Source organism: Candidatus Sphingomonas colombiensis, from assembly GCA_029202845.1.
GTDB lineage: Bacteria > Pseudomonadota > Alphaproteobacteria > Sphingomonadales > Sphingomonadaceae > Sphingomonas > Sphingomonas colombiensis.
Genome location: CP119315.1, coordinates 1896475 through 1920055 on the forward strand (window position 1 = coordinate 1896475; position 23581 = coordinate 1920055).

At 64.3% G+C, this 23581-nt stretch carries 25 protein-coding genes; 17 read left to right on the top strand and 8 right to left on the bottom strand.

Annotation, left to right across the window (positions count from 1 at the left end; translation table 11 throughout):
- Nucleotides 1-160: 160 nt before the first annotated feature.
- The 10 genes from P0Y64_09060 (at nt 161) to P0Y64_09105 (ending at nt 11105) form a co-directional block, all read left to right on the top strand.
- A complete protein-coding gene (locus P0Y64_09060; protein WEK44904.1) occupies nt 161-1552 on the top strand; it encodes a 3' terminal RNA ribose 2'-O-methyltransferase Hen1 in 1392 nt (463 codons plus the stop codon).
- Nucleotides 1549-4092, top strand: a complete 2544-nt coding sequence (locus P0Y64_09065) for a polynucleotide kinase-phosphatase (GenBank protein WEK44905.1) — start codon at nt 1549-1551, stop codon at nt 4090-4092. Before P0Y64_09060 ends, P0Y64_09065 begins: the two co-directional genes overlap by 4 nt.
- A gap of 240 nt (nt 4093-4332) precedes the next feature.
- Entirely contained in the window at nt 4333-4701 is a 369-nt protein-coding gene (rpsM, locus tag P0Y64_09070; protein WEK44906.1) for a 30S ribosomal protein S13, read from the top strand.
- Nucleotides 4702-4815: 114 nt separating this feature from the next.
- On the top strand, nt 4816-5205 hold the full coding sequence (gene rpsK / locus P0Y64_09075; GenBank protein WEK44907.1) for a 30S ribosomal protein S11: 390 nt from the start codon (nt 4816-4818) through the stop codon (nt 5203-5205).
- 89 nt (nt 5206-5294) lie between these two features.
- The gene (locus P0Y64_09080) at nt 5295-6356 is read left to right on the top strand and encodes a DNA-directed RNA polymerase subunit alpha (protein ID WEK44908.1); all 1062 of its coding nucleotides are present in this window, start codon (nt 5295-5297) and stop codon (nt 6354-6356) included.
- Between the two features lie 214 nt (nt 6357-6570).
- Complete coding sequence (gene rplQ / locus P0Y64_09085) at nt 6571-6993, top strand: 50S ribosomal protein L17 (protein ID WEK44909.1); 423 nt, start codon at nt 6571-6573, stop codon at nt 6991-6993.
- A 148-nt stretch (nt 6994-7141) separates the two neighbouring features.
- A complete protein-coding gene (locus P0Y64_09090; GenBank protein ID WEK44910.1) occupies nt 7142-8206 on the top strand; it encodes a sulfite exporter TauE/SafE family protein in 1065 nt (354 codons plus the stop codon).
- Nucleotides 8207-8251: 45 nt separating this feature from the next.
- Nucleotides 8252-9811: a glutamine-hydrolyzing GMP synthase gene (gene guaA / locus P0Y64_09095; protein WEK44911.1), complete on the top strand. Its 1560-nt coding sequence runs from the start codon at nt 8252-8254 to the stop codon at nt 9809-9811.
- 65 nt (nt 9812-9876) lie between these two features.
- Entirely contained in the window at nt 9877-10701 is an 825-nt protein-coding gene (gene bla / locus P0Y64_09100; protein WEK41596.1) for a subclass B3 metallo-beta-lactamase, read from the top strand.
- Nucleotides 10698-11105, top strand: a complete 408-nt coding sequence (locus tag P0Y64_09105; protein WEK41597.1) for a GNAT family acetyltransferase — start codon at nt 10698-10700, stop codon at nt 11103-11105. Before bla ends, P0Y64_09105 begins: the two co-directional genes overlap by 4 nt.
- Nucleotides 11106-11123: 18 nt before the next feature.
- Here the strand turns inward: P0Y64_09105 and P0Y64_09110 are convergent, their stop codons facing one another.
- Nucleotides 11124-11705, bottom strand: a complete 582-nt coding sequence (locus tag P0Y64_09110; protein ID WEK41598.1) for an ester cyclase — start codon at nt 11703-11705, stop codon at nt 11124-11126.
- 51 nt (nt 11706-11756) lie between these two features.
- The gene (locus P0Y64_09115) at nt 11757-12029 is read right to left on the bottom strand and encodes a DUF4242 domain-containing protein (GenBank protein ID WEK41599.1); all 273 of its coding nucleotides are present in this window, start codon (nt 12027-12029) and stop codon (nt 11757-11759) included.
- A gap of 157 nt (nt 12030-12186) precedes the next feature.
- Here P0Y64_09115 and P0Y64_09120 point away from each other — a divergent pair, with 157 nt between their 5' ends.
- The 7 genes from P0Y64_09120 to P0Y64_09150 all read left to right on the top strand — a co-directional run bounded on the left by P0Y64_09120 (nt 12187) and on the right by P0Y64_09150 (nt 18043).
- Nucleotides 12187-12531 carry an ArsC family reductase gene (locus tag P0Y64_09120; GenBank protein ID WEK41600.1) on the top strand — a complete coding sequence of 115 codons (345 nt, stop codon included), beginning with the start codon at nt 12187-12189 and terminating at the stop codon, nt 12529-12531.
- Between the two features lie 46 nt (nt 12532-12577).
- Nucleotides 12578-13030: a hypothetical protein gene (locus P0Y64_09125; protein WEK41601.1), complete on the top strand. Its 453-nt coding sequence runs from the start codon at nt 12578-12580 to the stop codon at nt 13028-13030.
- Nucleotides 13031-13093: 63 nt separating this feature from the next.
- On the top strand, nt 13094-13951 hold the full coding sequence (gene panB, locus P0Y64_09130) for a 3-methyl-2-oxobutanoate hydroxymethyltransferase (GenBank protein ID WEK41602.1): 858 nt from the start codon (nt 13094-13096) through the stop codon (nt 13949-13951).
- A gap of 67 nt (nt 13952-14018) precedes the next feature.
- Complete coding sequence (locus P0Y64_09135; protein ID WEK41603.1) at nt 14019-14726, top strand: tetratricopeptide repeat protein; 708 nt, start codon at nt 14019-14021, stop codon at nt 14724-14726.
- Nucleotides 14726-16051 (top strand): PQQ-binding-like beta-propeller repeat protein, encoded by a 1326-nt coding sequence (locus P0Y64_09140; GenBank protein ID WEK41604.1) that lies wholly within the window; start codon nt 14726-14728, stop codon nt 16049-16051. Before P0Y64_09135 ends, P0Y64_09140 begins: the two co-directional genes overlap by 1 nt.
- A gap of 31 nt (nt 16052-16082) precedes the next feature.
- The gene (gene der / locus P0Y64_09145) at nt 16083-17465 is read left to right on the top strand and encodes a ribosome biogenesis GTPase Der (GenBank protein WEK41605.1); all 1383 of its coding nucleotides are present in this window, start codon (nt 16083-16085) and stop codon (nt 17463-17465) included.
- Nucleotides 17466-17611: 146 nt separating this feature from the next.
- Entirely contained in the window at nt 17612-18043 is a 432-nt protein-coding gene (locus tag P0Y64_09150) for an Hpt domain-containing protein (GenBank protein ID WEK41606.1), read from the top strand.
- 40 nt (nt 18044-18083) lie between these two features.
- On the opposite strand, the gene bfr is transcribed toward P0Y64_09150, so the two are convergent.
- The 6 genes from bfr to recN form a co-directional block, all read right to left on the bottom strand.
- Nucleotides 18084-18566: a bacterioferritin gene (gene bfr, locus P0Y64_09155; GenBank protein WEK41607.1), complete on the bottom strand. Its 483-nt coding sequence runs from the start codon at nt 18564-18566 to the stop codon at nt 18084-18086.
- 98 nt (nt 18567-18664) lie between these two features.
- Nucleotides 18665-18835, bottom strand: a complete 171-nt coding sequence (locus P0Y64_09160) for a (2Fe-2S)-binding protein (GenBank protein WEK41608.1) — start codon at nt 18833-18835, stop codon at nt 18665-18667.
- 83 nt (nt 18836-18918) lie between these two features.
- A complete protein-coding gene (locus P0Y64_09165) occupies nt 18919-20178 on the bottom strand; it encodes a DUF418 domain-containing protein (GenBank protein ID WEK41609.1) in 1260 nt (419 codons plus the stop codon).
- Entirely contained in the window at nt 20175-20621 is a 447-nt protein-coding gene (locus P0Y64_09170; GenBank protein WEK41610.1) for a hypothetical protein, read from the bottom strand. Before P0Y64_09170 ends, P0Y64_09165 begins: the two co-directional genes overlap by 4 nt.
- 304 nt (nt 20622-20925) lie before the next feature.
- Nucleotides 20926-21915: a cation diffusion facilitator family transporter gene (locus P0Y64_09175; protein WEK41611.1), complete on the bottom strand. Its 990-nt coding sequence runs from the start codon at nt 21913-21915 to the stop codon at nt 20926-20928.
- Entirely contained in the window at nt 21915-23570 is a 1656-nt protein-coding gene (gene recN, locus P0Y64_09180; GenBank protein ID WEK41612.1) for a DNA repair protein RecN, read from the bottom strand. The genes P0Y64_09175 and recN overlap by 1 nt, the downstream gene beginning before the upstream one ends.
- Nucleotides 23571-23581: the final 11 nt, after the last annotated feature.

Consider the following 23581-nt stretch of genomic DNA (forward strand, 5'->3'; position numbering starts at 1 on the left):
TTGTTTCCGCTCACGGAGCCATGTTGTCGTGCGCGGTCGAGAATCCTCATTACTTCCCTTATGCGCGGGCTGCGCTTTAGTCGGACCTGAAAAATCCGACCAAAGTAGAAGCCCTTCCGAAGCCCTTCGGGAGGGCTTTTTCGTAGCCGAAAGCATCCCAATGTTGCTGACCATCTCGACGACGCATCAACCGGCCAGCGATCTAGGCTTTCTGTTGATGAAGCATCCGGACAACGTGCATCAGACGGAACTTCCGTTCGGTCGTGCCACGCTGTTCTTTCCGGAGGTGAGCGACGTGCGCTGCACAGCGGCAATGATGCTAGAGGTCGATCCGGTTGAATTAGTGCGTGGCAAGGGCGGCGCACCAGGACATCAGGACCAATATGTTAACGACCGACCATACGCCGCATCGTCGTTGCTGGCAGTTGCGCTTGGTCGATTGCTCGGCACAGCGATCTCTGGCCGTTCGAAACTTAGGCAAGAGATTGCCGACCAACCGATCCCGCTGGAAGCGACAATCACGCCGCTGCCGGCGCGCGGCGGTGCTGATCTCGTGGGCAGGCTGTTCGAGCCACTAGGCTATGAGGTCGAGACAACGCCGATCCCACTCGATCCTGCGCATCCGGATTGGGGTAACAGCCCTTATGTTGCCCTTCACCTGAGCGGCACTGTGCGGTTGGCGGAACTGCTAACCCATATCTTTGTGCTGGTTCCTACGCTCGACGGTGCAAAGCACTATTACATTGGCGAAGACGAAGTGCAGAAGCTGCTCCGCAAAGGCGAGGGGTGGCTCGACGCACACCCTGAACGTGAAACGATTGTGCGGCGATATCTCAAGGGCTTCCGGTCGCTGATGCGCCTCGCCGAGGCCAGCTTCGAGGAAAGTGCGGATGCCGAGCCCATTGAACTCGCCGAGGCCCGCGATGAGCAAGAGGAAGCGATCGAGAAACCAATCCGCCTGAACGACATACGTATCGAGCGAGTTGTTTCAACATTGACCGCCCTCGGCGCTCAGACGATTCTGGACTGCGGATGCGGCGAAGGAAAGCTGCTTCGCGCCCTGCTCAAAGTTCGCGGTTTCACTCGGATCGTGGGCGTCGAGGTCGCGCCCCGCATCCTTGCTACCGCCGGCGATAGGCTCAGAGTCGAAGAGATGCAGGACATGCAGCGAAAGCGACTGGAACTGATCCAAGGGTCCCTGACCTACCGCGATGATCGGCTTCTGGGTTTTGATGCCGCCGCCGTCATCGAGGTCATTGAGCATATGGATGCCGAGCGCCTTCCGGCGTTCGAACAGGCGCTTTTCGGCCATGCACGTCCGTTGGCAATCGTTGTGACGACGCCAAACCGCGATTACAACGCGTTGTTCCCCAACCTTGCCGAAGGCAAGCTACGGCATCCCGATCATCGCTTTGAATGGACGCGCGACCAGTTTCGCCATTGGGCTGAGTCGGTTGCTGTTGCCCATGGCTATAGTGTCCGTTTCGAAGGCATCGGAGCCGAAGACACTAATTTGGGCGCGCCGACCCAGATGGGGATTTTTACGCGATGAAAATCGAAATCCCCGAGTTCGCGCTCGTCTTGCTGGTGGGCGCATCAGGCACCGGCAAGTCCAGCTTCGCATCGCAGCACTTCCTAGCCACCGAGGTCGTGTCGTCCGACCGTGCGCGCGGCTGGGTTGCTGACGACGAAACTGACCAGTCGGCGACGCCTGACGCGTTCGATCTCGTTCACGCCATCGTCGAAAAACGCCTCAAAAACCGCCGCTTCACGGTTGTGGATGCAACGAACGTCCAGCCACAATCGCGTAAAACTCTCATTGCGTTAGCAAAGCGTTGGCACGCGCTGGCAGTCGCGATCGTTTTCGATCTCCCCGAGCAAGTTGCGGTTACGCGCAATGCTGCCCGGCCGGATCGGCAATTTGGCGCAGGCCCTGTTCGACGCCAGATGCAAGACCTTCGCCGCTCACTTCGCGGGCTTCCGCGAGAAGGCTTACGATACGTCTATACGCTGCGATCGGCGGAAGAGGTCGATGTGGTATCAATCACGCGCACGCGCCTTTGGACCGATCGCCGGGAGGATACAGGTCCCTTCGATATTATCGGTGACGTGCATGGCTGTGCGGATGAACTGGAGACGCTGCTCGGCACACTCGGCTACACCGTACAATGGGACGGCAAGGCGGTCTCGGTCACCCCGCCTGAGGGGCGTCGTGCAATCTTCATCGGCGATCTCGTGGATCGCGGCCCGCGTTCGCCTGATGTGCTTCGTATTGCCCGACACATGGTGGAGAATGGCACCGCGCTCGCCGTGGTCGGCAACCATGACGATAAGCTCAAGCGGCATTTGTCAGGCAAGGCGGTGAAGCCGACCCACGGACTCGCCGAAACAATCGAGCAACTGGATGCTGAAACTCCGGAGTTCGCCGTCGATATGCGCGGCTGGCTGGACGGACTGATCAGCCACTATGTTCTCGATGAAGGTCGATTGGTCGTCGCACATGCTGGCGTGAAAGAAGAGATGCAGGGCCGGGCGTCCGGGGCTGTTCGTGCGTTCTGCATGTACGGCGAAACTTCCGGTGAAATCGACGAGTTCGGCCTGCCGGTGCGGTACAATTGGGCGGCGGACTACAAGGGCAAGGCAAAGGTAGTTTACGGCCACACCCCGGTTTTGGAGGCCAATTGGGTCAACGGCACATTGTGCATCGACACCGGATGCTGTTTTGGCGGCAAGTTGACGGCGCTACGTTACCCGGAAATGGACCTCGTATCTGTGCCCGCAGCGCGGTCCTATTACGAGCCGATCCGTCCATTATCGGAACCGCCTGCAGCAACGGGCGAAGCACACGCGCGTCAATTGAACATTGCCGATGTGCTTGGAAAGCAGGTACTCGACACCCGCGACCTCGGCACGGTGATCGTACAGGAGGACAACGCTGCCGCAGCGCTTGAGGTGATGAGCCGGTTTGCAGTCGATCCCCGCTGGCTGATCCATTTGCCGCCCACGATGTCGCCGCCCGAAACCAGCGAACGCGACGGCTGGCTGGAACGCCCGGAGGAAGCGTTCGCCTACTATGGTGAAAAAGGCATTCGCCGTCTCGTCGTCGAGGAAAAGCATATGGGATCGCGCGCGTTGATCCTGCTCACTCGTAATCAAGAGGTGGCTGATCGGCGTTTTGGCATCGCGGATGGTGGACGCGGCATCGTCGTGACGCGAACCGGGCGTCGCTTCTTCAACGATGGGACGTTGGAGGCTGGTGTAATGCACCGGCTGGACGAAGCGATGAGCGCAGCGGGCCTTTGGGACGAGCTTGCAACTGACTGGGTGCTTTGGGACGCTGAGATCATGCCTTGGAGCATGAAGGCGTCGGCATTGGTCCACGATCAATATGCTCCGGTGGGCGCGGCCGCCGTGTCTGGCTTGATGGCAGCCGATACCGCGCTATCCGCCGCGCTTGCGCGGGGCGTGGCGGTGCAGGAACTTGCATCTTCGACAGCTACGCGGTTGGAAGACGCGCGTCGGTATCGCGACTCATATAATCGCTATGTTGCGCCGTTCGCGGGAATTGATGATCTGCGCATCGCGCCGTTCCACCTACTCGCGTCTGAAAACTCCGTACACGCTGATCAAGACCATCTTTGGCACATGAGCCAAGCCCATCGCCTTGCGGCAGCAGACCCAGCGCTGTTTGTCGCAACGGCGTATCATGAGATCGACCTCGATAATCCGGAGCAGGTCGCGGCTGCGATCGCATGGTGGGAAGAACTCACTGCGGCTGGCGGTGAAGGCATGGTCGTGAAGCCGCGCGATTTCATTGCCCGAGGCAAGCGAGGCTTGCTCCAGCCGGCGATCAAATGCCGCGGGCGTGAGTATCTCCGGATAATCTACGGTCCTGATTACGATCGACCGGAAAATCTGTCGCGGCTTCGCAAGCGCGGGCTTGGCCAGAAGCGCTCCATGGCGATCCGAGAGTTCGCGCTTGGATTGGAGAGCCTAAGGCGCTTTGTGGAACATGGCCCGCTGACGCGGGTTCATCAGTGCGTGTTTGGCGTGCTGGCTATGGAAAGTGAGCCAGTTGACCCGCGCTTGTAAATGCGAACGTGGGGCGTGTGTTGAATTTCCCTAACCCTGTCCCCAAAATCCGTCACCACCCGCCGCCGTCTCGCTTGACAGGAAAGCCGTCACCCCGTACTGGCCACCGCTTCCAACACAACGGTTGCCGGCGGCGCGTTTTTGCGTACGCCGCTTTCCTGCGTCATTGGAAGGCAATGCGAAGAGATAGGGTCCGCTGCAGCCATGCAGGGCCTTGTGGAGCACAGGAGAACAAGTTTCATGGCACGTATCGCGGGTGTCAACATCCCGACCAACAAGCGCGTGGTGATCGCGCTCACCTATATCCACGGCATTGGCCCGACCAAGGCCAAGCAGATCACTGAGAAGCTGGCGATCGCACCGGAACGCCGCGTGCAGGATCTGTCGGATCAGGAAGTGCTGCAGATCCGCGAGACGATCGACGCCGATCACACCGTGGAAGGCGACCTGCGCCGCGAGACCGCGATGAACATCAAGCGGCTCATGGACCTCGCCTGCTATCGTGGCCTGCGCCACCGCAAGGGCCTGCCGGTCCGCGGTCAGCGCACGCACACCAACGCCCGCACCCGCAAGGGCAAGGCGAAGCCGATCGCAGGCAAGAAGAAGTAAGCCGGTTGCGAAGCCGTCCGTTCGGGCGGTTTCGCGGGTTTACTCCGCCGGCGGCAGGTTTGAGGCGAGGAGCCTCCCGGCCGCCGTGTTGAAAGAAAAGGTCAGGAATACTACATGGCACAGGCACCGCAGCGCCTTCGTCGGCGCGAACGCAAGAACATCACCGCGGGGGTGGCGCACGTCAACGCCAGCTTCAATAACACGATGATCACCATCACCGATGCACAGGGCAATGCGATCAGCTGGTCGTCGGCCGGCATGATGGGCTTCAAGGGCTCGCGTAAGTCGACCCCGTACGCCGCACAGGTCGCCGCCGAAGACGCCGGCAAGAAGGCCGCCGAGCACGGCGTCCGCACGCTCGAGGTTGAGGTGAAGGGGCCGGGTTCGGGTCGCGAATCCGCGCTGCGCGCGCTGCAGGCGGTCGGTTTCCAGATCACGTCGATCCGCGACGTGACCTCGATCCCGCACAACGGCGTGCGCCCGTCCAAGCGCCGTCGCGTCTGATTTTACGGCCCCCGGCTGACGAGTCGGGGTTCTTTTGCACCAAGGCCGGGGCGAGCCCCCGTTCCGGCCCAACTTCAGGGGACGTGAGCTTGTCCGTCAACGCAAAGAACTGGCAGGAACTGAAGAAGCCCAACGCGCTCGAGAAGAAGAGCGGCGACGGGAAGCGCAAGGCGAGCTTCGTCGCCGAGCCGCTCGAGCGCGGGTTCGGCCTGACGCTCGGCAACGCGCTGCGCCGCGTCCTTCTGTCTTCGCTTCAGGGTGCTGCCGTCACCTCGATCAAGATCGAGAACGTGCTGCATGAATTCAGCTCGCTCGCGGGTGTCCGCGAGGATGTCACCGACATCGTGCTGAACGTGAAGCAGATTGCGCTGAAGATGCAGGGCGAAGGCCCGAAGCGGCTTCAGCTCTCCGCTACCGGTCCGGCCGCCGTCACGGCGGGCGACATCGCGGTCAGCGGCGATATCGAGGTGATGAACCCCGATCTGATCATCTGCCACCTGGACGAAGGCGCGACGCTCAACATGGAGCTGACCGCAGACGTCGGTAAGGGCTATGTCCCGGCCGTCGCCAATCGTCCGGCGGATGCGCCGATCGGCCTGATTCCGATCGATGCGCTTTACTCGCCGGTGCGTCAGGTCAGCTACAAGGTCGATCCGACCCGCGTTGGCCAGGATCTCGATTACGACAAGCTGACGCTGTCGCTCGAGACCGATGGCACCGTCACTCCGGAGGATGCGCTGGCCTATGCCGCGCGCATTCTGCAGGACCAGCTCGCGCTGTTCGTCCACTTCGACGATTCGGCGGTTGCGCGGTCTGCTCCGGTGGGCATGGCGGCTCCGGCTGCCGGCGCCGAGCCGCAGGGCGATACGCAGCAGATCAACCGCTACCTGCTCAAGAAGGTGGACGAGCTGGAGCTGTCGGTCCGTTCGGCGAACTGCCTGAAGAACGACAACATCATCTATATCGGTGATCTCGTCGGCAAGACCGAGGCGGAAATGCTCCGCACCCCGAACTTCGGCCGCAAGTCCTTGAACGAAATCAAGGAAGTGCTGTCGTCGATGGGGCTGCGTCTGGGCATGGAAATCCCCGGCTGGCCGCCTGAGAACATCGAAGAGATGGCCAAGAAGCTCGAACAGGAGATCATGGGCTGAGCCATACCGGGTTAGCCGAGCTAACCCGGAGATGGCGCCAGCCCGGCCGGCGGGCCGCAAGGCCCGACCGACGACGCGGCTAAGCCGCGCCGGCTCCCGGACGGAACACGGACCCCGGCCTTTCGCGCCGGGGTGGCGATCAACCGGTGGACCACGCCTCCACCTGCTATGGGGTACCTGAAACGGCCCCCTAACGAACGAAAAGGAAGATATCATGCGTCATAGAGTAGGTGGTCGTAAGCTTCAGCGTACGTCCGCGCATCGCATCGCGCTGTTCCGCAACATGGCGGCCGCGCTGATCAAGCACGAGCAGATCACCACCACGGTGGCCAAGGCGAAGGAACTTCGTCCCTACGTCGAGAAGCTCGTCACGCTCGGCAAGAAGGGCGGCCTGTCGAATCGGCGTCTGGCGCATGCGCGCTTGCTGGACGACGCGCAGCTCGTGAAGCTGTTCGACGTGATCGCGAAGCGTTACGCCGATCGCAACGGTGGTTACACCCGCATCATCAAGGCCGGCATCCGCGCGTCGGACGCCTCGCCGATGGCGGTGATCGAGTTCGTCGACCGCGACGTCTCGGCCAAGGGTCAGGATTCCGGCCCGGTGATGACCGACGAGGATTTCGACGTCGCAGCCTGAGGGCAGCGAAACCATAGCGCGATCGGGCCGCGCCGGCACGATGCGGCTCCGAACGGGCCAGGTTAGAAATTGGGGCCGCTTCCCGGATCGGGGAGCGGCCCCAATTTCGTTAAGCGGCATTGGAAACATTCGCTGACATTGCCGTCGCGTGCCGGTCGCATTCGCGGGCTATCGCGCGTCGATGATCATCGTCGTCTTCATCGCGGCCTTTCTGGCCTTTCTGGTCAGCGCGGTATCGGGCGGGGGCGCCGGGTTGGTGCTGGTGCCGATCTTGCGCGCTGTGGTGCCAATCGCGACCGTTCCCGCCGCGCTGTCGATTGGCACCGCCGCGAGCGCGGCGTCGCGAATCGTCGTGTTTCGGCGCGACATCCGCTGGGATGTCGTGCGCCGTTTCGTGCCGGCCGCGCTGCCGGCGACGGCGCTTGGCGCGTGGCTGCTCAGCCGATTCGAGCCGGCCTATGTCGAGTTTATCATCGCCTGCTTCCTGCTTGCCAACCTGCCGGCATTGTTCCGTCGCGGCGCAGGTGCGGTACGCGCGCCGTTGTCGCCGCGAAGGCTGCCATTGATCGGCGCGCTCGCGGGTTTGCTGTCGGGCTTCACCGGGGCGGTGGGGTTGTTGTTCAACGGGGCGTATCAACGACTCGGGCTGACCCCGCATGAGATCGTCGCGACCCGCGCCACCAACGAGGTTTTGCTCCATCTCCTGAAAATCGCACTCTACGCGTGGCTGGGCCTGCTGACCGGGGGGGCGCTGGCGGCGGGCCTGCTGGTCGCCGTTGCGGCCGTGCTCGCATCGTTCGCCGTGCGATGGCTGCTCCCACTGATTCGTGAAGGCCTGTTCAGGCGGATCGGTCATGGCGCGATGGTGGTGGCGGGGGCGGCGATGTTCATGCTTTCCGGCGATCAGATCGCGCGCCTGCATCGCGCGTGGGTCGAGCATGTCGCGCCGGGTGGCGAGAACGAACTGCAATTCTACTGGCGCGGCGCGCGTGCGCTCGCGCTGGAATGGGAGCCGGAGGGGCATGCCGCGGTTGAGCGGGCAATCCCGTTTGACGCGCTGCCCGCGACCTATCGCGCGCGCGCGCTGGCGATCGCCCCGCGCGATCGGATCATGCTGGTCGAGGAGGTGCACAGCCCGAAAGGTCATTATTACGAGCTCTATTATCGAGCGGCGGATGGCCGGGAGGCGAAGGTCGAGCTGGATGGAGGCTAACCTGCCGGTTGCTACGTGGCCGCTGCGCTCTTAGTGGCAACCGGCATGGAAGCGCACACCCAGGATTCGATCCTCATCGTCGATTTCGGCAGCCAGGTGACCCAGCTTATCGCGCGCCGCGTGCGCGAAGCGGGCGTCTACAGCGAAATTGCCCCGTTCCAGTCCGCTGCGGCGGCGTTCGAGCGGATGCAGCCTGCGGGCGTCATCCTGTCAGGCGGCCCGGCGTCGGTGCTCGACGAGGGGAGCCCGCGCATCCCGCAGGAGATTCTCGAATCGGGCGTGCCGCTGTTCGGCATCTGCTACGGCCAGCAGGCGCTGATGGAGCAGCTTGGCGGCACGGTGGAGCGCGGCAATTCGGGCGAGTTCGGCGAGGCATTCATCGACATCGCCGATCGCTGCTCCTTGTTCGACGCGGTGTGGCGCGAGGGCGAGCGGCATCAGGTTTGGATGAGCCACGGCGACAAGGTGACCGCGCTCGCTCCCGGTTTCCGCCCTGTCGCCGCCAGTGCAGGGGCACCTTTCGCGGTGATCGCCGATGACGCACGGCGCATCTATGCGATGCAGTTCCACCCTGAGGTGGTGCACACGCCGGACGGCGCCAAGCTGATCGCCAATTTCGCCCGCCACGTCTGCGGGTTGCACGGCGATTGGACGATGGCCGAGTTCCGCGCGACCAAGATCGCGGAGATTCGCGCGCAGGTCGGCACTGGGCGCGTGATCTGCGGGCTTTCCGGCGGGGTCGATTCGGCGGTCGCGGCGGTGCTGATTCATGAAGCGATCGGCGAGCAGCTCACCTGCGTTTTCGTCGATCACGGCCTGATGCGCGCGGGCGAGGCCGATCAGGTCGTCAGCCTGTTTCGCGGGGCGTACAATATCCCGCTCGTCCATGTGAACGCCGAGACCTTGTTCATGAACGGGCTCGCCGGCGTCACCGATCCCGAGGCGAAGCGCAAGTTCATCGGCAAGACCTTCATCGAGGTGTTCGAGAGCGAGGCGAAGAAGATCGGCGGGGCGGAGTTCCTCGCGCAGGGCACGCTCTATCCGGACGTGATCGAGAGCGTCAGCTTCACCGGCGGCCCGTCGGTGACGATCAAGAGCCACCACAATGTCGGCGGCCTGCCCGAGCGGATGAACATGAAGCTCGTCGAGCCGCTGCGCGAACTGTTCAAGGACGAGGTCCGCGATCTCGGCCGCGAGCTTGGGCTGCCCGACATCTTCGTCGGCCGCCACCCGTTCCCTGGCCCCGGCCTCGCGATCCGCATCCCCGGCGAGGTGACCAAGGAACGCTGCGACATCCTGCGCAAGGCCGATGCGATCTACCTTGAGGAGATTCGCAACGCGGGCCTGTACGATGCGATCTGGCAGGCGTTCGCGGTGCTGCTGCCGGTGCGCTCGGTCGGCGTGATGGGCGACGGGCGGACATATGACAGCGTGCTCGCGTTGCGTGCCGTCACCTCCACTGACGGCATGACCGCGCAGGCATTCGAATTCCCCGGCGGTTTCCTCGCCCGCGTCACCACGCGGATCATCAACGAGGTGAAGGGTATCAACCGCGTCACCTACGACTATACCTCGAAGCCGCCCGGCACGATCGAGTGGGAATGAGGCGGTCGCGTCGCGCGGCGCGGTGATGCGCCGGGCACGCTAACCCACCGTTGAAAGGCCGGATGATGATGCGCCGTATCGCTTTAGCCCTTTCGCTCTCGTTCGCCGCGCCGGCCATCGCGGCGGACCCACCTGCCTGGACGCGGCCGATCGCGCCGTTCCATCTGATCGGCCCGATCGACTATGTCGGGACGGAAGGGCTGGCCGCCTATCTGATCCATACCAGCGCCGGCGCGATCCTGATCGACGCGCCGATGGCGGAGAATGCCGCACGGCTCGAAAAGAGCATCGCCGCGCGCGCGAAGGTCCGCGATGTGAAGCTGATTCTGCTCAGCCACGCGCATTTCGATCACGCGGGGGGCCTTGCCGCCTTGAAAAAGGCGACCGGCGCGAAACTGGTGGTCGGCGCGAGGGACGCCCGCGCAGTCGAAACCGGGACGCCGCCGGGCGAAACGAACTATGGCGTGATCCGCTTCCCGGCCGCTCATGTCGATCGCGGCATCCGCGACGGGGAGACGGTGACCCTCGGCGGAGTAACGCTGACCGCCGTGGCTACGCCGGGGCACACACCGGGCTGCACGAGCTGGAAGATGCGGATCATCGATCGCGGCGCGCCACGCGACGTGCTGTTCGCGTGCAGCATCGCGGTTGCGGGCAACCGGCTGACCGGCAACCGCGCCTATCCCGGCATCGTCGGTGATTTCCGCCACAGCTTCGATCGGCTTGCGAAGGAGCGCGCGGATATCGTTCTGCCCTTCCATCCGGAGACGACGGATGTGCTCGGTCGCGCGCGGCGTGGTGCGTTGGTCGACGCGACGGTGCTGCCGAAAATGGTTGCCGATGCCCGCGTCGCCTTCGATGCCGATCTGGCGAAGCAACAAGCGAAGTGATCGAGCAAGCGTCTGCCTTCGATGAGGCCGCGCTGATCGCTTTGTGGGACGCCTGCGGCCTGATCCGGCCGTGGAACCCGCCGGCGCACGACATCGCGCGCGCGCTCGCCGGCCCGACGTCCACGATCCTCGTTGCGCGGGCGGCGGAAGCCGTGATCGGCAGCGTGATGACCGGCCACGACGGCCATCGCGGCTGGGTCTATTATCTCGCCGTCGCGCCCGAAGCGCGACGCACCGGGCTGGGGCGTGCGCTGATGGCGGCGGCGGAGGCATGGCTCCGCGAACGCGGCGCACCGAAACTGCAACTGATGGTGCGCAACGGCAATGAGGAGGCGCTGGCCTTCTACCGCGCATTGGGGTTCGAGGATCAGCTGGTCAGCGTCCTCGGCCGGTTTCTTGGGTGAGTGCGAGCCGCGCTCGAATTATTGCCCCACGCCGATCTGCCGCATCAGCGTGGCATTGTCCCAGAACAGAAATTCCTCGCTCATCGTGCCGCGCTTGTTCCAGTGCCCGAGCGTGGACATCGGCAGATGATATTTTTTCCCGGTGGGCTGGATGATCTTTCCGCCGGGCAGGATCATTGGCTTCGTGAAAGTTCCGTCCAGATAGCCGGCGACGCCGGTCCATTCGCCGTCCGCGGTGCCGAAACGGACAGGGTGCTCCACGATCCTGTTGTCTGGCGCAAAGGTCCACATCCCCGCGAGTTCCTTGATGTGGGCAGGGATACCCGTCGTGGTATGTCCATCGGGATAATGGACTACGATGTTTTCGGCGTGGCTTTTGCCCAGGTCTTTCCAGACTTGCTTTGTGTAAACCCGGAAGTCGAGATCGTCGAAATTACGCAGGTTTTTGTCCAGAACAGGGGACATGCCGGGAATGACCGGGGCCGCCTTGCCGACCATTGTCGGCGGCCATTTTTCAACGCGGTTTTGCGGAGTGGCGGCATCTGCCGTTTGATAGAAGGCGCCAATGATCGCGATGCCTGACACGGCAATCTTCTTCATTCCCGTTCCTCCCTTAAGCCGCGCGGCGTCATAGGGCCCACCCATGGGCGCCTATTCGGCCGTCGTCGGGTCGATCGTCGCTCTCACCCGTGCGATGTTGTTCGCCGGGAAACCGGCCGTGGCCGCATGCTCCCGGATCAGGTCTTCGCTCGGCGCTCGATAGATACAATAGATCTTGTCATCAGTGACATAGCTGTGGACCCATTGTATTTCCGGGCCAAGATCGCGCAACACGCTGCACGAGCCCTGCGATGCGCCCTTGAGATCATCCTTCGTAAGTTGCCCCACGCCAGGCATTTCTCGCTCGATCACGAACTGCGGCATGACGAATCCTCCTGAAGAGGTCCCGAATTGTGCGCCTGCCCGGCAAATGAGTCCAGCGAGCATGGGGTCGCTGCCTTGTCGCGCAGCCTCGACCCGGCGCGGACGGTGAACTATGCGCTGCCCGATCACGCATCCGGCACAATGGAAGGGACAAATCGTGGCGCTTACCCTGTTCGGCATTCCCAATTGCGACACGGTGAAGAAGGCGCGCGTCTGGCTCGATCAGCATGGCGTGGTCTATGCCTTTCATGATTACAAAAAGGCTGGCGTCGACGAGGCCGCGTTGCGGGGCTGGGTGGCGCGGCTCGGGTGGGAAAAGCTGCTTAACCGTAACGGCACCACCTTCCGCAAATTGCCGGATGAGACAAAGGCCGATCTCGATGCGGAAAAGGCGATTGCGGTGATGCTCGCCAACCCGTCCGCGATCCGTCGGCCGGTGGCGACGAAGGGTGATGCGCTGGTGATCGGATTTGATGCCGCGCAATATGAAACGCTTGTGTAACGGACGCTTGCACGGCACATTCCGGTTCGCAACCGGAGGACGTTGAATGAGCCAGTTCGCGACGCGTGTGCCACTGTGGTTTCGTATCGCGGCCCTGTTGCTGGTCGTTTGGAGCGCGGTGGGCGTTTTCGCCTGTATCCAGCAATTCCGGCTCGGCGCCGATGCGATGGGCAACGCGACCGCTTACGACCGCGCGCTCTATGCCGCGATGCCGGGGTGGTACAATTGGGTCTATGCACTGGCTGTCGGCAGCGGTTTCATCGGCGCGGTGGCGCTGCTGTTCGGCAAGGCGGTGGCGCGCCCACTGTTCGTCGTCTCGCTGATCGCGATCGTCGTTCAGTTCGGCTATTTGTTCGCGACCACCGATATCATCGCCGCCAAGGGCGTGTGGGTGACCTATTTCCCGCTCGCCATCGTCGCGATCGCGCTGATCGAGGTGCGGCTGGCCGGGGTCGCGATCCGCAACGGCTGGGCCGGGCGCGGGCGCTGGGTGCGCTAGGTCGCGCATTTCGGATCGCGCAAAGGCTGGTATCGCGGCGGGGGACTCGATAAGCCGACGCTTATGTCCACGACTTTCACCATCGACAGTTCCACCAGCCGCGCGACCCCGGTTTCCGCGCCGATGAAGCGCGTCACCGTGCCCGCGGTGCGCAAGCGCAAGGGGCGGGAGCCGCTGGTCATGCTCACCGCTTATACCGTGCGTACCGCGCAGCTGCTCGATCCGCATTGCGATCTGCTGCTGGTCGGCGACAGCCTGGGGCAGGTGATCTACGGTCTTCCCTCCACCGTACCCGTAACACTGGACATGATGGCCGCGCACGGCGCGGCGGTCGTGCGGGGCAGCTATCACGCAATGGTAGTCGTCGACATGCCCTTCGGCAGCTATGAAGCCTCGCCCGAAAAGGCATTTGAGAGCGCGGCGTGGCTGCTAAAGCAGACCGGCGCGGCGGCGGTGAAGCTGGAAGGCGGCGTGGCGATGGCGCCGACCGTCAAGTTCCTCGTCGATCGCGGCATCCCGGTGATGGGTCATGTCGGCCTGACGCCGCAGGCTGTAAACGTACTCGGCGGCTATGGCGCGCGCGGCCGGACGCAGGAAGAAGCCGCGAAAATCATCGATGACGGGCAGGCGATCGATCGCGCGGGCGCTTTCTCGCTGGTGGTGGAGGGCGTAATCGAGCCGATCGCGATCGAACTCACCCGTTCGATCGATTGCCCGACGATCGGCATCGGCGCATCGGCGCATTGCGACGGGCAGGTGCTGGTTACCGAGGACATGCTCGGTATGTTCGAGCGCACGCCGCGTTTCGTGAAGCGCTATGGAGACATGGCGGGGTTCATCGCCGAGCGCGCCGAAGCTTATGCCGGCGAGGTCCGCAACCGCGCCTTTCCCGGCGTGGAACAGACCTATCAGCCGAAATAGCAATCCGCTTCCGTTTCTCCCGGCGCGTCGCTAAACAGGCGCGCTTTCCCCGGACCCGGAGTTCCCCTTGGCCCTGACGCCGCAAAATAACGAAGCGTTCCTGCGTGAAGTCGATGAAGAACTGCGCAAGGATCAGGCGCTCGATTTCTGGCGACGTTATGGCCGCTGGCTGATCGCTGCGATCGTCGGCGGGCTCGCGGTGTTCGCCGGTTTTCTGATCTGGCAGAACCAGCAGCAAAAGCGCGCGGAACGCGAGGGCGAGCAGCTTCAGGTTGCCTATGATGATCTCGCAGCCGGCAAGGTGGATGCCTCTGCCAAGTCGTTGGCGCAACTCGCCCAGTCGAAGTCGGATGGTTATCGCGCGTCAGCGCGCTTCAGCCAGGCCGACATCGCGCTGCGCAAGGACGATCTGAAGGGCGCGGCGCAACAGTTCGCCGCGATCGCGGAGGATCAGTCGATCGCGAAGCCGTTCCGCGATCTGGCGCTGATCCGTCAGACCAGCGCGGAATTCGATACGTTGAAGCCGGAAGTGGTGGTCAGCCGTCTGCGTGGGCTGGCGATCGCGGGCAATCCCTATTTCGGCAGTGCGGGCGAACTGGTCGCGATCGCCTATTTGAAGCAGGGGCGGCGCGATCTCGCCGGGCAATTGTTTGGGCAGATCGCGGCATCGGAGCAGGTGCCACCGTCGATCCGTCAACGCGCGGTTCAGATGGCCGGGGTATTGGAAGCGGGCAACGCGAAAACCGCGAGCGGCAACGAAAAGGCCAAGCAGTAATGAAGAAGGTTTTGGCTGCGCCGCTGGTGATTGCCGCGCTTGTGGGTTTGAGTGGCTGCGGGATTTTCAAGGGCCATGGCCCGAAGAAGACCCCGACGCTGGGTGAACGTATCCCGATTCTGGTTTCCGAAAACGGTGCCGCAGTCGACCCGTCGCTTTCTGCGGTGGCGGTCACGCTACCGCCGGCCGCGCCGAACGACGCCTGGGCGCAGCCCGGCGGCAACGCATCCAAGAATATGGGCAACCTCGCGCTTGCCGCGTCCCCGACGCGGGCGTGGTCCGCGCGGATCGATGGTGGGTCCAATCGGCAGCGGCTGGGCGCGGCGCCGGTGATCGCTGACAACAAACTGTTCGTGGTCGATGTCGATGCCGTGGTTCACGCGTTTCGAGCGGATACCGGGGCGTCGCTGTGGACCACGGCCATGGCGACCGGCAAGAAAAACACTGCGGCGCGCTTCGGCGGCGGTGTCAGCTTTGAGGATGGCAAGGTCTTTGCCACCGATGGTCTTGGCGATGTGGTGGCGATGAACGCCGCCGACGGCGCGATCCTGTGGCGCGCGAAGCCGGGTGGCCCGCTGCGCGGCGCACCGACCGTCGCAAACGGCCAGGTCTATGTACTGAGCCAGGACAATCAGTTGTTCGCGCTCGGTGAAGCGGACGGCAAGGTCGTTTGGGCTGAATCCGGCAGCCTCGAGTCGCAAGGCGTATTCGGTGTTGCCGCGCCGGCTGCTGCTGCTGGAACGGTCATCGCGGGCTTCTCCTCCGGCGAACTGAACGCCTATCGTTACGAGAATGGCCGCACCCTGTGGCAGGACGCGCTTTCGCGCACCTCGATGTCCACCTCGGTTTCCAGTCTCGCCGATATCGATGCCGATCCGGTGATCGCCGATGGTCGCGTCTATGCCGTCGGGCAGGGCGGACGCATGGTCGCGCTGGAGATTTCCACCGGCCAGCGGCTGTGGGAACAGAATCTCGCCGGCACTTCCACGCCATGGCTGGCGGGCGAGTGGCTGTTCGTCATCACCGATGATGCGCGGCTGATCTGCCTGTCGCGCGCCAACGGCAAGGTACGCTGGATCTCGCAGCTGCGCGGCTACAAGAACGTCAAGAAGAAGTCCGGGCCCTATGTCTGGTTCGGGCCGGTGCTGGCGGGCGACAAATTGTGGCTCACCAATACGCGTGGCGAAATCGTCGGCGTCTCGCCCAGCGATGGCAGTGTCGTGACGACGATCCAGCAGGGCGCGGAGCTTGGTTTGCCGCCGGTCGTGGCCAATTCCACACTCTATGTTGTCGATCAGAAGGGTCGATTGACCGCGTATAGGTGACGGCGGCGCGCGTTGCGGCTATTGCGCCGCGATGCCGCTTCCAACTGTAGCGATCGTCGGCCGACCAAATGTCGGAAAATCGACCCTGTTCAACCGCCTCGTCGGCAAGAAGCTGGCGTTGGTAGACGACCGTCCGGGCGTCACGCGAGATCGGCGCGAGGGCGACGCGCACCTGCTCGGGCTCGATTTCCGCGTCGTCGATACGGCGGGCTATGAGGATCAGGATCCCGATACGCTCCCCGGCCGGATGCGCCGCCAGACCGAAGCGGCGGTGAAGATCGCGGACGTCGCGCTGTTCATCGTCGACGCACGCGCCGGGATCGTCCCGCTTGATGAGGAAATCGCGCGCTGGCTGCGTGGATCGACCACGCCGATCGTCCTGGTCGCCAACAAGGCCGAAGGGCGCGCAGGCGAGCAGGGTATCCTTGAATCGCTCTCGCTCGGCTTTGGCGATCCCGTGCAGCTTTCTGCCGAGCATGGCGAAGGCATCGCCGATTTGTTCGAGGCGCTGCTGCCGCATCTGGAAAGCGAAGGGGAAGACGAGCCCTTCGTCGCGGACGAGGACGAGCAATCGGATGAGGATCGGCTCAACGCGCCGCTCCAGCTTGCCATCGTCGGGCGCCCCAATGCGGGCAAGTCCACCCTGGTCAATCGGATGCTGGGTGAGGATCGCATGATCACGGGCCCGGAGGCGGGCATTACGCGCGATTCAATCGCGATCGACTGGGAATGGCAGGGCCCGGATGGCCCCCGTCAGGTGCGGTTGATCGACACCGCCGGGATGCGCAAGCGCGCCAAGGTGCAGGACAAGCTGGAGAAACTGTCCGTCGCGGACGCGCTCCACGCGGTCGACTTCGCCGAAGTGGTTGTCCTGCTGCTAGACGCCACGCTGGGGCTGGAGGCGCAGGATCTGCGGATTGCAGACAAGGTGCTATCCGAGGGCCGCGCCCTCATCATCGCGCTCAACAAATGGGATGTCGCGGCCGATCCCTCGTCGTTGTTCAACGGCGTGCGCAAGGCGCTGGAGGACGGGTTGAGCCAGGTGAAGGGCGTGCCTTTGCTCACTGTGTCGGCGGTGACGGGGCGGGGCATCGATCAGCTGATCGGGGCCGCGTTCCAGACGCGTGCGGCATGGTCGCGCCGGGTCGGTACCGGCGAGCTGAATCGCTGGTTCGAGCGTGCGATCGAGGCGAATCCTCCGCCGGCGCCGGGCGGCAAGCGGATCAAGATGCGCTATGTGACGCAGGTGAAGACACGCCCGCCAAGCTTCGTGATCTTCGGCACTCGGGTTGATCAACTACCGGCCAGCTATGAGCGCTATCTGACGAACAGCATGCGTCGCGATCTCGATTTCGGGGCGGTGCCGATTCGTCTGTCGTTGCGTGCTGCGCGCAACCCTTACGCGAAGGACTGATCGCACCCGGCCCGCGCTTTGAAACGCGCGGGTCGTTTCGCTCGCGAAAAGTTTCGTGGCGGTAATCCATGCTTACGCGGTGTTTACGATCGTCGGTTAATGACGACGCCGGACGTCGCGATCGAAGCGCGAGCATGGAGGGACAGGTGGCGGTCGAAAGCTCCACGCTGGTCGATTGGAACATATTCGCACGCGCGCGCACCGAATTGGGCGCGGGCTTCATCCGCATTCTCGGCTACTTTCGCGAAGACGGGGTAAAATCCGTCGCCGCGATCGAGCGCGCCGCGCAAAATCAGAATGCTGCCGCGATGGTGATCCCGGCGCATACCCTGAAGGGTGAATCGCTACAATTCGGTGCGGAACCGCTCGCCGCACTGGCCGAATCGATCGAGCTTGCCGCGCGTTATTGCGTTGAAACGCGCGACGCGCCGACAGGGCTGATCGAGGAAATCGTGAAATTGCGGCCGTTGTTCGATCAGACGCTTACCCTGCTCGAGCATGAAGCCAATCCACTGGTCGAGCGGCGCCCGGGAGGGTTCGGTCGTCGTGGCGGGTTGAGCGGATTCGGCCACGAATAGATTGTTTCCCCCGCGCCCATAACAGGCACGGGGGAAGCGTTCAGCCGTCGTGCTCACTCTTGGCGTTGAGCTGAATATAATTCTGGATCCCCATACGCTCGATCATGTCGAACTGGCGCTCCAGCGTGTCGACATGCTCTTCCTCGCTTTCGAGGATCTTGGTGAACAGATCGCGGCTGACGTAATCCTTCACTTCCTCGCAATAAGCGATCGCACCCTTGAGTTGGGCGACGGCCTCTTCTTCCAGCGCGAGATCGGCCTTCAGCACTTCCTCAACGGTTTCGCCGATGCGAAGGCGGCCGAGCAGCTGAAAATTGGGCAGACCATCGAGGAACAGAATGCGCTCCGCCAGCCAGTCGGCGTGCTTCATCTCGTCGATCGATTCGTGGCGTTCGAACTCGGCGAGTTTCTTGACGCCCCAGTGATCGAGCATGCGATAGTGTAACCAATATTGATTGATCGCGGTCAGCTCGTTCTTGAGCGTCTCGTTGAGCAATTCGATGACGCGCGCGTCGCCCTTCATTTTTATAACTCCGTTTGTCGCGACTGTTTTACGCCCCCGAGGGCAATCACGGCAACCGGAAAAATGGCGGATTTCTGCGGATTTTGTTGCTGCGACTGTTACGCAGCAGCGCGTTCCTGATCGATAATGGCTCGCGCGAACGTAACGCACTGCCCGCATTTCGGCTGACGCCCGAGCGAACGATAGGCCTGGCAAGTCGTCTTCGATCCGGTTCGCGCGGCTTCGCGCACTTCACTCTCACGGATAGCATTGCAAACGCAGACGACCATGCGGCACTCCCTCGCTCTGTGCCACGTCTAGAGCTATTGCGATGCGGTCGCAAGTATTTTTGCGGGTGATTCGCAATTACGAATCAGGCGCGCCGGCGGAATGGCTGCCACCGTCCGCGCGCCATGCTGCGCCACAGCCACTCGCATGGGCCGTAAGCGAATCGCTCCAGCCACGGCCGCGACCACGACAGCATCGCGATCCACACCGCCAGCACCACCGGGTAAAGTTGCCACCGCTCCAGCCGCCCGAACCAGCCAAGGCCATAACCGTAAAACAGAAACGTGCAGATCACGCTGGTGGCGAGATAATTGCTGAAAGCCATTCGCCCGGCGGCGGAGATCCGCGTGGTCAGCCAGCCGATCCGCCCGGAAGTCACCAACAGGATGACGAGCGCGGCATGCGCCATCGATTGCCACGGCCGCAGCAGGGCGAGGTGCAGCGGCTCGCTAAGGATCATCACGATCGGATCGAAGCGCGTGCGCGTCAGCCAGCCGGCGAGCGCGATATAAAGCGGAATGGTGAAGGCATATCCCCCGATCGCCACCCCCCAATAGGCGCGTCGTGACCATGTTCCGGAGAAGAAGCCGGTGTGGAACAATGCCATGCCCAGCAGCATCAGGCCGAGCGTATCCGGCAGCATCGACGGCATTACCCGCGTTTCGAGATAGAAAGCGTCCCGCGCGCGGGCGTGGGCGATCGTGCGCCAATCCCCGCGATAGGTGGCGATCTCCTGTGCGGCGGATGGGTGTGCAGGGACGAGCGCCGCGCGATAGGACGCCCATTGCGTACGCACCGTCTCGCTTGCCTCGGGCGCGCCGGCGATTGCCTCGAACCGTCGTGTATCGACATAACCGAGCACGCCGAACGCGAGTTGCCACAGCAACAACGCGCCTGCGACGCCCACCAGCAATCGCGCCGGCCAGCGCCACACCGCGAACACCAACGCGCCGCACAACGCGTAAAGCGTCAATATGTCGCCCGCCCAGATCAGATAGGCGTGGATCAGGCCGATCGCGAACAGGCTGGCCATCCGTGCATAATGCACGCGTGCCGGGTGGGCCCCGTTCTCCATCGCGCGCTCCGCGATCAGCAGGGTGGAGGCGCCGAACAACATGGTGAACAGGCCGCGCATCTTGCCATCCGCGAACACGAAGACGATCGCCCAGCTCCACCAATTGGCCCCCGTCGCGCTGCCGGCAAAATTGGGATCGACATAAGCGTAGCCGGGAAGTGCGAAGGAGATGATGTTGAGCAGCAAAATGCCCATCACCGCGATGCCGCGCACCGCATCCAGCGTCGCGATGCGTGGCGGCGGTGGCGTCGCGCCGGAGAAGGGGGTCACCGTCGCGCGATAAACGCGATCGGCAGGCCGACCAGCACGATATGGCAGAAAAGTTGCGTTTCGACCGCAAGTATCGATGGCATCACGCCGAACCGCAACGGCACGACGATCAGGTTCATCACGACAAAGGTGACGATGCCATAGCCGATCCCGCCGAGGATCGGTTGGCGACGCAGCCACGGCATGCGATCGGCCGCGAGGACGAACGCCGTCGCCATTGCCGCCATCAGCGCGAAATGGACCGCGAGCCCAAGCAGCGCCACCGGCAGCCCGCGCACCGGCACGCCCGGAAACGGGCCCGACGCAACATAGGCGAGCATTTCCGAGACGGTGCGCCGCGCGAAGAGCAGCGTCAGCCCGATCGCGGCAAGGATATCGAGCGTTCCAGCCACCAGGGTCGCGCGGACGATACGGGCGACGGGCGCGGAGCGGGCTTGCTGCATGATGGAGGGCCTGCCTTACTCTTGTGTGGGTGATTGCATAGAATGCCGGTGGTGAATTGCCAATTCGAGCCGGCGGTCGGCCGCGCGCGAATCCCCATGCGTCGGCAATTTCGTTGCGCAACGCGGAGGTGGAACGGCGACGCCGGGAAAGGCGTATGCTGTCAGCGCGTCGGATCGTCGCGGGCGACCGGCGTTGCGCCCGTGATCGAAGGGCTCGCAACGCTCCGCGGTGTGCTTCGCCACAATGGCAAGCGAGCAGTGCCGCGGTGCGCCCCTGTTCGCCGCAGGCGCTATCGCGGCCCGCTCAGACTGTCGCCGCGCTTGCCAGCCCGCATTCGGCTTCGCCGGTTTCGATCTGAATCGTCGCATGGCCGATCCCGAAGCGTTCGTGGAGCATCGCCTGCGCCGAATGGAGGAAATCGTCGCCCGGATGGCCGGCGGGGATCAGCAGGTGCGCGGTCAGCCCCGGCTCCGTGGTCGACATCGGCCAGATGTGGAGATCATGCACGTCGCTCACGCCCGGAAGCGCGGCGAGCGCGGTCTCCACTCCGTCATAATCGATGCCGCGTGGCACGGCGGCGAGCGCCATCTCCACCGTTTCGCGCAACAGGCCCCAGGTCTGCCAGAAGATCAGCACCACGATCAGCAGGCTGACGATCGCGTCGATCCACGCGGCGCCGGTCAGCCAGATCGCGACGCCGGCGACCACCACGCCTGCGGATACCATCGCGTCCGCCGCCATGTGGAGATAGGCGCCACGGATATTGGGATCGCCCTTGCGGCCGGATGCGAACAACAGCGCGGTGCCCGCGTTCACCAGAATGCCGATCGCCGCGACCCATGATACCGTCAGGCCGGATATCGGCGCGGGGTCGCCGAACCGCTCCACCGCCTCCAGCGCGATTGCGCCAAGCGCGACGAGCAGGAGCAGCCCGTTGGCGAGCGCGGCGAGGATCGTCGAGCCCTTCAGCCCGTAAGTGAAGCGCTTGGACGGCGGGGTGCGCGCCAGCGCCGCACCGCCCCACGCCACCGCCAGCCCAAGCACGTCGGACAGATTGTGCCCGGCATCGGCGAGCAGCGCGACCGAATTGGTCAGCAGCCCGGCAATCGCCTCGGCGATCAGATAAGCGAGGTTGAGCCCGATCCCGATCGCGAACGCGCGATCCCAGCGCGCGGGCGGCGTATGGTGATGATGGCCGTGGCCGTGGCCGTGGCCGTGGCCGTGGCCATGGCCATGCCCGTCATCATGGCCATTCGAATGATCGTGTTTGTGTCCGTGATGATGCAGCCCCATCAGGCAGCCTCCAGCAATCGTTCGGCCTGCGCGCGTGCTTCGTCGGTAATGGTCGCGCCTGATAGCATTCGGGCAATCTCCTCGCGGCGTTCGCCCTCGCCAAGCGCGGTGACGCCGGTGCGGGTGACGATCCCGTCGTGGCGTTTCGCGATCAGCAGATGCGCCGCGCCGCGCGCCGCGACCTGCGGGCTGTGCGTTACGACGAGCAACTGGGCGTGCCCGGCGAGCCGCGCCAGCCGGTCGCCGATCGCGGAGGCGACCGCGCCGCCCACGCCGCGATCGATCTCGTCGAACACCATGGTCGCCGCGCCGCCCTCCGCCGCCAGCGCGACCTTCAGTGCGAGGATGAAGCGCGAAAGCTCGCCGCCGCTGGCGATGCGGATCAACGGTGCGAACGGCGCGCCGGGGTTGGTGGCGATTTCGAATTCCACGCGGTCCTTGCCCGCCGCGCTCCAGCCATCGCGATTGGCGGGCGCGATCGCGGTGCGGAAGCGCGCCGCATCGAGCTTGAGCGGGGCGAGTTCACCGGCGACGGCGGCGTCGAGCCGGGCGGCGGCGGCGGCGCGCGCCTCACTGAGAACGGCGGCGGCCGCATCATAGTCGCGCGACGCTTGTGCCACCCGCGCCTCCAGCGCGGCAATGCCTTCTTCGCCGGCGTTGAGCCGCGACAGGCGTCCGCGCAATTCGTCCGCCAGCGCGGCGAGATCGTCGGGCTGGACGCGATGCTTGCGCGCGAGGCCGCGCAGTTCGAACAGCCGCGCCTCGTCATCCTCCAGCGTGCGGGGATCGTAAGCCAGCGCGATTCGCGCGTCGTGCAGCCGCTCCTCGGCGGTGCCGGCTTCGATCAGCGCGCGGTCGATCGCGGCGAGCGCGTCGGCCAGCGCGGCGTGATCCGGGGCGACGCGCTCCAGCGCGCGCGCGGCCTGACGCAGATGCGCCAACGCGCCATCCGACCCTTCGAGATGCCCCGCGATCGTGCCGAGATCGTCCGCGATCTTCTCCGCGCGCTGCATCGTTCGGCGCTTGTCGGCGAGCGCCTGTTCCTCGCCCGGTTCCGGCGCCAGCGCGTCCAACTCGCCCACCGCATGTTCGAGCCATTCGCGATCGCGCGCGGCGGTGTCGATCTCCGCACGCGCGGCGGTCAGCGCATCCTCCGCCGCGCGCCGCTCCGCCCAGGCGGCGGTGGCCGCGGCGGTGTCGATCCGCCCGAAAGCGTCGAGCAGCGCGCGATGCCCGGCGGGCTCCAGCAGGCCGCGATCGTCGTGCTGGCCGTGAATCTCCACCAGCAGCGCGCCGATTTCGCGCAGCAGCGCGGCTGATGCCGGCTGATCGTTGATGAACGCGCGGCTGCCGCCATCGGCCTTGACCGTGCGGCGGATGATGAGCGGTTCGCCCGGCTCCGCCGCGAATCCGTTGGCGTCTAGCAGGCGTGCCGCTTCCACCGGGGGGTCGAAGCTGGCGGTGACCGACGCCTGCGTCGCGCCGTGGCGCACCAGCCCGCTGTCGGCACGCTGGCCGAGCGCCAGCCCCAGCGAATCGAGCAGGATCGACTTGCCCGCGCCGGTTTCCCCGGTCAGCACGCCAAGGCCGGGGCCGAATTCAAGATCCAGCGCCTCGATCAGCACGACATCGCGAATCGACAGCGCCGTCAGCATCGCGCGACACT

What these genes read in the sequence shown, in the direction of transcription:
- rpsM (WEK44906.1), top strand. Translation starts at nt 4,333, where the DNA reads ATGGCACGTATCGCGGGTGTCAACATCCCGACCAACAAGCGCGTGGTG.
- P0Y64_09065 (WEK44905.1), top strand. Translation starts at nt 1,549, where the DNA reads ATGAAAATCGAAATCCCCGAGTTCGCGCTCGTCTTGCTGGTGGGCGCA.
- rpsK (WEK44907.1), top strand. Translation starts at nt 4,816, where the DNA reads ATGGCACAGGCACCGCAGCGCCTTCGTCGGCGCGAACGCAAGAACATC.
- P0Y64_09170 (WEK41610.1), bottom strand. Translation starts at nt 20,621, where the DNA reads ATGCAGCAAGCCCGCTCCGCGCCCGTCGCCCGTATCGTCCGCGCGACC.
- recN (WEK41612.1), bottom strand. Translation starts at nt 23,570, where the DNA reads ATGCTGACGGCGCTGTCGATTCGCGATGTCGTGCTGATCGAGGCGCTG.
- guaA (WEK44911.1), top strand. Translation starts at nt 8,252, where the DNA reads ATGGAAGCGCACACCCAGGATTCGATCCTCATCGTCGATTTCGGCAGC.
- der (WEK41605.1), top strand. Translation starts at nt 16,083, where the DNA reads ATGCCGCTTCCAACTGTAGCGATCGTCGGCCGACCAAATGTCGGAAAA.
- rplQ (WEK44909.1), top strand. Translation starts at nt 6,571, where the DNA reads ATGCGTCATAGAGTAGGTGGTCGTAAGCTTCAGCGTACGTCCGCGCAT.
- P0Y64_09160 (WEK41608.1), bottom strand. Translation starts at nt 18,835, where the DNA reads ATGGTCGTCTGCGTTTGCAATGCTATCCGTGAGAGTGAAGTGCGCGAA.
- P0Y64_09140 (WEK41604.1), top strand. Translation starts at nt 14,726, where the DNA reads ATGAAGAAGGTTTTGGCTGCGCCGCTGGTGATTGCCGCGCTTGTGGGT.
- bfr (WEK41607.1), bottom strand. Translation starts at nt 18,566, where the DNA reads ATGAAGGGCGACGCGCGCGTCATCGAATTGCTCAACGAGACGCTCAAG.
- P0Y64_09125 (WEK41601.1), top strand. Translation starts at nt 12,578, where the DNA reads ATGAGCCAGTTCGCGACGCGTGTGCCACTGTGGTTTCGTATCGCGGCC.
- P0Y64_09110 (WEK41598.1), bottom strand. Translation starts at nt 11,705, where the DNA reads ATGAAGAAGATTGCCGTGTCAGGCATCGCGATCATTGGCGCCTTCTAT.
- panB (WEK41602.1), top strand. Translation starts at nt 13,094, where the DNA reads ATGTCCACGACTTTCACCATCGACAGTTCCACCAGCCGCGCGACCCCG.
- P0Y64_09115 (WEK41599.1), bottom strand. Translation starts at nt 12,029, where the DNA reads ATGCCGCAGTTCGTGATCGAGCGAGAAATGCCTGGCGTGGGGCAACTT.
- P0Y64_09060 (WEK44904.1), top strand. Translation starts at nt 161, where the DNA reads ATGTTGCTGACCATCTCGACGACGCATCAACCGGCCAGCGATCTAGGC.
- P0Y64_09175 (WEK41611.1), bottom strand. Translation starts at nt 21,915, where the DNA reads ATGGGGCTGCATCATCACGGACACAAACACGATCATTCGAATGGCCAT.
- bla (WEK41596.1), top strand. Translation starts at nt 9,877, where the DNA reads ATGATGCGCCGTATCGCTTTAGCCCTTTCGCTCTCGTTCGCCGCGCCG.